The sequence below is a fragment of the Salinibacterium sp. genome, assembly GCF_031364185.1.
GTDB lineage: Bacteria > Actinomycetota > Actinomycetes > Actinomycetales > Microbacteriaceae > Rhodoglobus.
Map to the genome: position 1 here is coordinate 1 of NZ_JANLVV010000103.1, position 8,473 is coordinate 8,473.

General features: G+C 64.1%; 10 protein-coding genes. 7 read left to right on the forward strand and 3 right to left on the reverse strand.

What is annotated here, in order from left to right; translation table 11 throughout:
* From RMN95_RS04875 to RMN95_RS04900, 6 genes are all read left to right on the forward strand, one after another.
* Window positions 1–706 (forward strand): polyprenyl synthetase family protein (locus tag RMN95_RS04875; protein WP_309615829.1); only part of this gene is annotated, 706 nt, incomplete at its 5' end.
* A complete protein-coding gene (locus RMN95_RS04880) occupies window positions 703–1,644 on the forward strand; it encodes a squalene/phytoene synthase family protein (protein ID WP_309615830.1) in 942 nt (313 codons plus the stop codon). The genes RMN95_RS04875 and RMN95_RS04880, both read left to right, overlap by 4 nt.
* Window positions 1,641–3,215, forward strand: a complete 1,575-nt coding sequence (gene crtI, locus RMN95_RS04885) for a phytoene desaturase family protein (protein WP_309615831.1) — start codon at window positions 1,641–1,643, stop codon at window positions 3,213–3,215. Before RMN95_RS04880 ends, crtI begins: the two co-directional genes overlap by 4 nt.
* A complete protein-coding gene (locus tag RMN95_RS04890) occupies window positions 3,212–3,532 on the forward strand; it encodes a lycopene cyclase domain-containing protein (RefSeq protein WP_309615832.1) in 321 nt (106 codons plus the stop codon). The genes crtI and RMN95_RS04890 overlap by 4 nt, the downstream gene beginning before the upstream one ends.
* Window positions 3,529–3,891, forward strand: a complete 363-nt coding sequence (locus RMN95_RS04895) for a lycopene cyclase domain-containing protein (RefSeq protein ID WP_309615833.1) — start codon at window positions 3,529–3,531, stop codon at window positions 3,889–3,891. The genes RMN95_RS04890 and RMN95_RS04895 overlap by 4 nt, the downstream gene beginning before the upstream one ends.
* Window positions 3,884–4,741, forward strand: a complete 858-nt coding sequence (locus RMN95_RS04900; protein WP_309615834.1) for a prenyltransferase — start codon at window positions 3,884–3,886, stop codon at window positions 4,739–4,741. The genes RMN95_RS04895 and RMN95_RS04900 overlap by 8 nt, the downstream gene beginning before the upstream one ends.
* 21 nt (window positions 4,742–4,762) lie before the next feature.
* On the opposite strand, the gene RMN95_RS04905 is transcribed toward RMN95_RS04900, so the two are convergent.
* From RMN95_RS04905 to RMN95_RS04915, 3 genes are all read right to left on the reverse strand, one after another.
* A complete protein-coding gene (locus RMN95_RS04905; RefSeq protein ID WP_309615835.1) occupies window positions 4,763–5,194 on the reverse strand; it encodes a MarR family transcriptional regulator in 432 nt (143 codons plus the stop codon).
* A gap of 144 nt (window positions 5,195–5,338) precedes the next feature.
* Window positions 5,339–6,127: an isocitrate lyase/phosphoenolpyruvate mutase family protein gene (locus RMN95_RS04910; protein ID WP_309615836.1), complete on the reverse strand. Its 789-nt coding sequence runs from the start codon at window positions 6,125–6,127 to the stop codon at window positions 5,339–5,341.
* A 100-nt stretch (window positions 6,128–6,227) separates the two neighbouring features.
* Window positions 6,228–7,670, reverse strand: coding sequence for an MFS transporter (locus RMN95_RS04915; protein WP_309615837.1), 1,443 nt, complete (start codon window positions 7,668–7,670; stop codon window positions 6,228–6,230).
* Window positions 7,671–7,892: 222 nt separating this feature from the next.
* On the opposite strand from RMN95_RS04915, the gene RMN95_RS04920 reads away from it, so the two are divergent.
* A partial coding sequence (locus tag RMN95_RS04920; RefSeq protein WP_309615838.1) for a hypothetical protein occupies window positions 7,893–8,473 on the forward strand: 581 nt, incomplete at its 3' end.

Genomic DNA, 8,473 nt, shown 5'->3' on the forward strand with positions numbered 1-8,473 from the left:
CTCGACGCGGGTCGCTGACCACAGCGGCATCTCCGCAGCAGTCATCGCCGGCGACCTTGCGCTCTTCAACTCCTACCGCCTGATCGACCGCAGCGGCGCAGACGATCAGACCCGCGCACGGTTGCTTGAGGTCATGGATGACGCGTTGTTCGCCTCGGCGGCCGGCGAGCTGATCGACGTCGATTTCCAGATTTCCACCGAGGTTCCCCGCGTCGACGATATCCTCACGATGGAGCGCTACAAGACCGCCGTCTATTCGTTCGAGTGCCCCCTGCAGGCCGGGGCGATCCTCGCGGGCGCCTCCGAAGATGTGGTCAGCACGCTTGGCGATTTCGGTCGTGAGATCGGCATCGCCTATCAGATAGTGGATGACCTGCTCGGGGTCTTCGGCCTCGAGGAGGAGACCGGCAAAACGACGATCGGTGACCTGCGGGAAGGCAAGCGCACCGTTCTCATCGCCTACGCGACGAGCACCCGCGAATGGACGGAAGTCGCTCCGCTACTGGGCGACCCCGAACTCACCGACGCCCAGGCCCAGCGCCTTCGGGATGTGCTCATTGACTGCGGTGCCCGGTCGTTCGCCGAGGGGCTCGCTCGGTACTACGCGAACCGTTCGCTCGCACGACTGGCCGAGCCACACATTTCACCGGCGCTGCGAGCCGAGCTTCATCCGGTTGTCGACTCCGTGCTGGGCAGGGTCAAATGAGCGCACCGCATCCGGTGAAAGCCGCGGCCAGGCTTTCGCTGTACGACCGTGTCGCCGAGGAGACGGCGAGCATCGTCATCCGGCGCTATTCGACGTCGTTCGGGCTGGCCTCCCGACTGCTCGGGCCGGGTGTCCGGCAGAATGTCGAGAATATTTACGCGCTGGTGCGGGTGGCCGACGAGATCGTGGATGGCGCCGCCGAGCAGGCGGGAATGGACGTGCCGGGCGCCGGCCGGGTGCTCGACGCGCTTGAGCGCGAGACCGAGCAGGCCATGGAGCATGGCTTCAGCGCCAATCTGGTGGTTCACGCCTTCGCCTTGACCGCGCGGGAGGTGTCGTTCGGCAGTGAACTGACTGCCCCCTTCTTCGAGTCGATGCGCATGGATCTCAGCCAGAAGCGACACGACCAGGCCAGTTTTGAGCGCTACGTGTATGGATCGGCCGAGGTGGTCGGGCTGATGTGCCTCCACGCGTTCCTGCTCGGCGAGACCGTGACAGACCGCGCACGATTCGAGGCGGGCGCGCGCGCCCTGGGAGCGGCCTTCCAGAAGGTGAACTTTCTGCGAGATCTTTCGGCCGATTTCGAGACCCTGGGTCGCAGTTATTTCCCGGATGTCGCGGTCGACTCGTTCGACGAACCCACCAAGCTGCGCCTCCTGGCCGACATCGACGCTGACCTCGCGGTCTCGGCCGCCGTCGTGCCCGACCTGCCTCGCAGCTCACGCCGCGCGGTGGCCCTCGCCCAGTCGTTGTTCGCGGAGCTCTCGGTGCGCTTGCGCGCCACCCCGGCCAGCGAGCTTGTCCACACCCGCGTGCGCGTGCCCAACCCGGTGAAGGCGCGCCTTGCGCTCGCCGCAGCACTCGGGGCAAAGCCTGCCCCCGCCGCAGCACTCGGGGCAAATGCCGCCCCCGCCACCCAACCAGGAGGAAAACCGTGAGTCGCGTTGTTGTCATCGGGGGTGGGATCGCCGGACTCTCGACGTCTGCCCTACTCGCCAGGGAGGGCCATGACGTGACCCTTCTCGAGGCTCGACCGGCCGTCGGCGGTCGCGCCGGGTCGTGGGAGAGCGGGGGCTTCCGGTTCGACACGGGCCCATCGTGGTATCTGATGCCCGAGGTCTTCGACCACTTCTACAGGCTTCTCGGCACGACCGCTGACGAGCAGCTGACTCTGGTAACCCTCGATCCCGGCTACCGGGTGTACTTCGAGGGCGAGACTGCCCCGATAGATATCCTCGCGCATCGCGCAGAAAACATCGCCCTCTTCGAATCCGTCGAAAAGGGTGCCGGTGCAAAGCTCGATCGCTACCTGGACTCGGCCGAGGAGACCTACACTCTCGCGAAGAAGCACTTCCTTTACACGACGTTTGCCGACTTCCGTCCGCTGTTCACGAGGGATGTGCTGGCGCGGGCCGGCAAGTTCGTGAGGCTGCTGCTCGAGCCGCTGTCGTCGTACGTGTCACGACAGTACAAAAGTCGCAAGCTCCAGCAGGTTCTCGGCTACCCTGCCGTGTTCCTCGGTTCGTCGCCGTACCTCACCCCGAGCCTCTACCACCTGATGAGCCACCTCGACCTCAGCGACGGGGTGCTGTATCCGATGGGGGGCTTCACTCGCGTCATCCAGAGCATCGCCGATTTGGCCGAAGCCGAGGGCGTGACCATCATTACGGGCGCGGCGGCGACCCGGATTGTGGTCGAGAACGGCGTTACCACCGGGGTCGAGTACGCCCTGGACGGAGCGACGCACCTCGCCGCCGCCGATATCGTGGTGTCGGCCGCTGACCTGCACCACACCGAGACGGCTCTGCTTGAGCCGGAGCAGCAGACCTACCCCGAGCGCTACTGGGAGAAGAAGCTGGCGGGCCCCAGTGCGCTGCTGCTGTACCTGGGCGTCGAGGGTTCGCTGCCCCAGCTCGAGCATCACACCCTGCTATTCACTCGAGAGTGGGAGAAGGGTTTCGACGCCATCTTCGGTGCGGACCCGACAATTCCCGACCCCGCGTCGCTCTACGTCTGTAAGCCCAGCGGTATCGATCCGGATGTCGCCCCAGAGGGTTTCGAGAATCTCTTCGTACTCGTCCCGATTCCTGCTGACCCGACGATCGGTCGCGGCGACGTCGACGGTGACGGCGACACCCGCATTGAGGTGCTCGCGGATCGCGTCATCCAGCAGATAGCGGTCTGGACGGGAATCGACGATCTCGCGTCACGGATCACCGTGCGCAGGACCCTGGGCCCCGGAGACTTCGAAAGCGATCTGAACTCGTGGAAGGGCACGGCCCTCGGCCCGGCGCACACGCTGAAGCAGAGTGCGTTCTTCCGGGCCGGGAATGTCTCGAAGAAGGTGAAGGGGCTGTACTACGTCGGCGGGTCTACGATCCCGGGAATTGGACTGCCCATGTGCCTCATCAGCGCCGAACTCATTGTGAAGCGACTGCGCGGAGACACCTCGACGGGGCCATTGCCCGAGCCGCTGGCACCTGCGCTCGTCACAGCACCCACGCGATGACCCTTCTGTACCTGGCGGCGCTGCTCATTGCGCTGTTCGGGATGGTGATGTTCGACCGCCGGTTCGCGCTGTTTTTCTGGCGGGATGCGCGTCGCGCTGCGATCGTGCTCGTCGTCGGTGTGTTGTTTTTCTTCGCTTGGGATGTGGCGGGGGTAGGCAGCGGCATCTTCTTTCGGGGTGAGACATCGTTCATGACCGGGATCCAGGCGGCGCCCGAGATCCCCCTGGAGGAGATCTTCTTCCTGGCGCTACTGTGCTACCTGACGATGAATGTGTACGGCGCGGCATCCTCTCGACTGCCGAAGACGTCGTCATGACGTACTGGGTTCTGAATGCAATTTTTCTCGGTGTGGTCGCAATCGTGCTCGGTGTGGCTGCGCTCGTGCGTCGCCAGTCGCCCGAGCGGCTGCACTGGCCAGCGATCGGGGTGACCGCCGCCATCCTGCTCGTGATGACCGCGGTCTTCGATAACGTGATGATCGGCATTGGCCTGGTCGCCTACAACGAGGCGCTGATCAGCGGGGCATTCATCGGCATCGCTCCGCTCGAAGATTTCGCCTACGCGGTCGCCGCGGTGGTGGGATTACCCTCACTGTGGGCGCTGCTCGGTTCCTCGCGGGCGCGCGGGCCTTCCCGGGCTCACGGGGTGGCGCGCGGGCGGAGTGATCATGCTTAGGGCGCTGTTCGTGTCATCCCGACCTCTGAGCTGGGTTAATACGGCATTCCCGTTTGCGGCCGCGTACGTGCTGACAACCCAGCGCATCGACCTGACTCTCGTAGTTGGCACAATCTATTTCCTGGTGCCCTACAACCTGGCCATGTACGGCATCAACGATGTGTTCGACTACGAGTCAGACCTCCGCAACCCGCGCAAGGGCGGAGTGGAGGGCGCACTTCTTGATCGAGGGATGCATCGCCCGACGATCTTCGCGGCCATCGTGACGAACGTGCCGTTTCTGGTTTACCTCGCGATTGTCGGCAACCCACAGTCGGTGCTGGTGCTGGCGATCAGCGTGTTCGCGGTCATCGCCTATTCGGCGAAAGGGCTGCGCTTCAAAGAGAAGCCGTTCCTCGATTCGCTCACCTCCAGCACCCACTTCGTGTCGCCGGCCGTCTACGGGCTCGTGCTCGCCGGGGCGGCGTTTACCCCGCAATTGTGGTGCTTACTCGGGGCATTCTTCCTCTGGGGGGTCGCCTCCCACGCGTTCGGTGCCGTGCAGGATGTCATCGCCGATCGTGAGGCCGATATCTCGTCGGTGGCGACGGTGATCGGCGCCAAGGCGACGGTGCGCCTGGCGGTGAGTGCCTACCTTCTCGGCGGCGTGCTGCTGCTCTTCACCGAGTGGCCGGGTCCATTGGCGGCCATCTTGGTGCTCCCGTATGCGGCCGTATGTGCACCGTTCTGGAACGTGACGGATGCTGCGGCCGATGCTGCGAACCGTGGCTGGCGCAGATTTCTGCTGCTCAACTTCATCACTGGCTTCCTGGTGACCATGCTGATGATCTGGTGGCGGGTCGGGGCGTAGCCCGAGGCGTGAGCACGCGCGCTAGTCGTTCCAGCCGAGGTTGCGGGCCATTCGTTCCAGCGCTCCAACGGTGGCTTCGTACTCATCCGGTCTCAGGCCCTCTGTCATGACCGTCCGCTGGGTGGTGACGACCTCTGCAAGACGCTCGAAGGCGAGGTGGCCGCGCTCCGTAAGCTGATAGCGGGCTCCCGTTTCGGCCACCCACGTGCTCTCCACGAGTTCGGTGAGGTGTTCAGCCGAAGAGTTCTCGGTCGGATCGTCTGAGTTCGCAGACAGGAACGGCGCCACCGCCGCATCCAATTGCTCTACCGTCGCCGACTCGCGCGAAAGAACGTTCAACAGTTGCCACTGGCGCCGCGTAACGCCATGCTCCTCAAGTGTCGAGGCGAACTGCTCGTCGATCATTCGGTCGACGAGCTTGAGCCAGAATCCGATCGGCCGCGAGGTGTCCATGCTTCGACACTATTCCTCCGGAGTGCCTCAGGGAGCGTAACCAACGGGAATGTCCCGTCCGAACGACCATCTTGCGGCCCAGTGTGGCGCGGACCGACGTGCTGCACGCGTGCGGGCTCGGCGCGAGGCCCCCCACGGTGCCGCCTAGTAGCTGAACCCGAGCTCGGCTGGGTAGTCCCCGAGCGCGGTCAGCTGCGTGGTGGCGGCGCGAAGGTGAGCGAGCGTGAGGCCCAGGATGCCAGGGCCGAAGCTCACGCGAGACACTCCCAGTTCGGCCAGCGTGCGAAGCGGAACCGAAGTCGGATTGGAGATCACAGACACCTTGCCGTTGATTTCGGCGAGGGCGCGCGCGACTCTGGCCTCGTCACCCAGTCCGAGCATGAAGACGCAGTCAGCACCGGCGCCGAGGTAGGCGTTGGCGCGGGTGATCGCGTCATCCCACTCTCCGCCGCCGGCGAGGGAGTCGACTCGCGCGTTGATGACGATCGGCACTCCGGTCGCGTTCCCGGCGGCGCGGGCAGCAGCCACTCGCGACACCGCGGTATCGAGGTCGAACAGCGGGGCCTTCGCCTGGCCGATGCTGTCCTCGATGTTGAGGCCGGCGGCCCCCACGGAGATCAGTCGCTCGACGTTGCGCTGCACGCCGGAGGCATCCGGTGCATAGCCTTTCTCAAAGTCGATCGAGACGGGAACGTCGACGGAGGAGATGACCAGCGTTGCGGCGGCCAGCGCCTGTTCGACGGTGAGACCCTCGCCGTCTTCCACACCCTGCGCGAAGCTGACGGCGTGGCTTGCGGTGGCCAGGGCCTTCACTCCGGGAGCGCCCGCGACGATCTTTGCGGTGATGGCATCCCAGACATTCGTGACGATGAGAGGGCTTCCTGGAATGTGGAGGGAGCGAAGAAGTTCGGCCTGCGCGGCGGTGGTAGTCATGCCTCAAGACTGTCGCAGTCGTGGGGTGCAGTCCAGCGGGTTGCGGACATGTGCCTCGCGGTGGTCGAACAGCAAGACAGGCATGCGCCGGGGCACTCTGCTACTGCACGCGCACGTGTTTCGGCAGCTTGACGAGCAACATCAGCACGAGGCCAACTGCGACGACGAGGACGACGCCAAGGATGCCCCAGTACTGCACTCCCGCCACGGCAACGAACAACGCGAACAGTGCTGGAGAGATGAAGCTCGCGGCGCGGCCGGTGGTGGCCCATAGCCCGAAGATCTCGCTCTCGCGCCCTGCTGGCGTCACGCGGGCAAGAAGCGACCGTGACGCGGCTTGCGCTGGCCCGACAAAGATGGTCAGGAGCAGGCCGCCGATCCAAAATGCAATTTTTCCCGAGTCATGGAAGAGAAACACACCGAGACCGGCCCCGACCAGTCCGATCAGCGCGGCAATGACGACGGAACGTGGCCCGAAGATGTCGTCGAAGCGACCCGAGAGGATGGTGCTGAGCCCGGCAGTCAGATTCGCGACGATTCCGAATATGAGGAGTTCAGTGGAGGTGAACAGAAACGTTCCGGTGGCAAGAATTGCACCGAACGTGAACACGCCCGCGAGGCCGTCGCGATACACCGCGCTGGCCACCAGGAACCAGAAGGTGGGTCTGCTTTCTTTATAGAGGCGGGCAATGTCTTTGCCGAGAATCACGTAGCTCCGAAAGAACGAAACCCTCGCCCGCGTCACCGTCGAGGGCACCTCGGGCACGTTGAGAAAAATCGGCAGCGAAAAGATGACAGTCCACACAGCGCAGCCCACCGCGATGATGCGGTAAATCAGCCCGTTGTCACCCGAGATACCGAACCAGCCGAAGCCACGATCCGCCACAGCGATCAGGATGAGCGCGATGATGCCGCCGATATAGCCCAATCCCCAGCCGAGCCCGCTGACCCGACCGACGGTGCTTTTCGTGGAGACCTGAATGAGCATGGCGTTGTAGTTGACGCCCGCGATCTCACTGAATACGCTCCCGACCGCCATGAGTGAGATCCCCAGAACGAAGAAGGAGGGCTGGCCCTGCACGAAAAACAGGGATGCCATGGTGAGCACGAGCAATGCCGTCCAGATGGCGAGCCAGAATTTGCGGCGCCCCGAGGCGTCGGCGCGTTGGCCGAGGACGGGGGCAAGTACCGCGATGGCGACACCGGCCAACGCGACCGCGACGCCGAATTGGCTCGAAAGGTTCGCGATACCGGCCGTGAACGCGGCATCCTCCGGAGGCAGGGACGCGATTTCGGGCGGGAGGAATGAGGTGTTTATCAGGTAGAGCGGCACAAAGACGAAGGTCAGCAGCACGCTGTTGAAAGGTTGCGTTGCCCAGTCCCACATGGCCCAGGAGCGTACCTGTCGGCGAGGGATGGGCGCGCCTCCCTGCAGGTCGAGGCCCACTGCGGCGATGGCACCCGTGTTAGCCATGACGGGGACCCTGCGGGAGGACCGCGGGCCGTCGTCTTCGCCCACGGTCTGAGGAGCTTCGTCAGTCATGGTCACACGCTAGTGCCCGGCGGTTGCCAACGTGAGGGTCGGAAGCGAACGCCGTACCGTCCGCAGGAAAAACTCCGGGGCTAGACAGCTTTGTATTCTTTAAGGTTCAGAAAATGGCGTAGTTTAGAAAAAGTGGTATCAAGCCATCGAGTTGATGGCTGCCGCTTCCTGTGTGGCTTCTGACCAGGTCACGTCAATTTTTTCGCCTGGGGGTATGTTCACGTGAGAAATTCTGTGCGCACAGTTGTCGTAGCTGCGCTGATTGCCGCCACCATAGTCGTTCCCGCGGTTCCTGCTGCGGCAGCCGGCAGCCCCGATGTGCAACTCACGCGCGCCGTGGCTCCATCGACCCTGTACGGCGATGCGATTTCGGTGACGCTGTCGGCCCAGCAGACCTCAGGACCGCAGGGCTACAACCTCGCCTTCACCGACATCCTGCCGCCGGGTGTATCAATCGTTTCCAGCACCTACCCGGTGAGTTCACTGGTGCCTCTTTCCGGTGGGCGCACGAAGGTGATCTGGTCGAATGTCGCCGACCTGGCGACGGGCACCGTCGTGCCACTCACCTACACTTTCAGCTTGCCCCCGGGCGCCACTGACGTCGGTGACGTTATCAGTGGGCGTGCTGACGCGTACGCCAACAGCAATCCGCGGGTACTTCCAGCTTTCAACCCCACAACCGGTGCCGTGATTGTCGGAACTTTCAGTGGCACCGACACCGACACCTCGGCCGGCACGCTCGTACCATTCACCCTCGCCAAGTCTGAGCCAAGCCCCGAAACCGAGCTTCTGCGCGGCGTGCA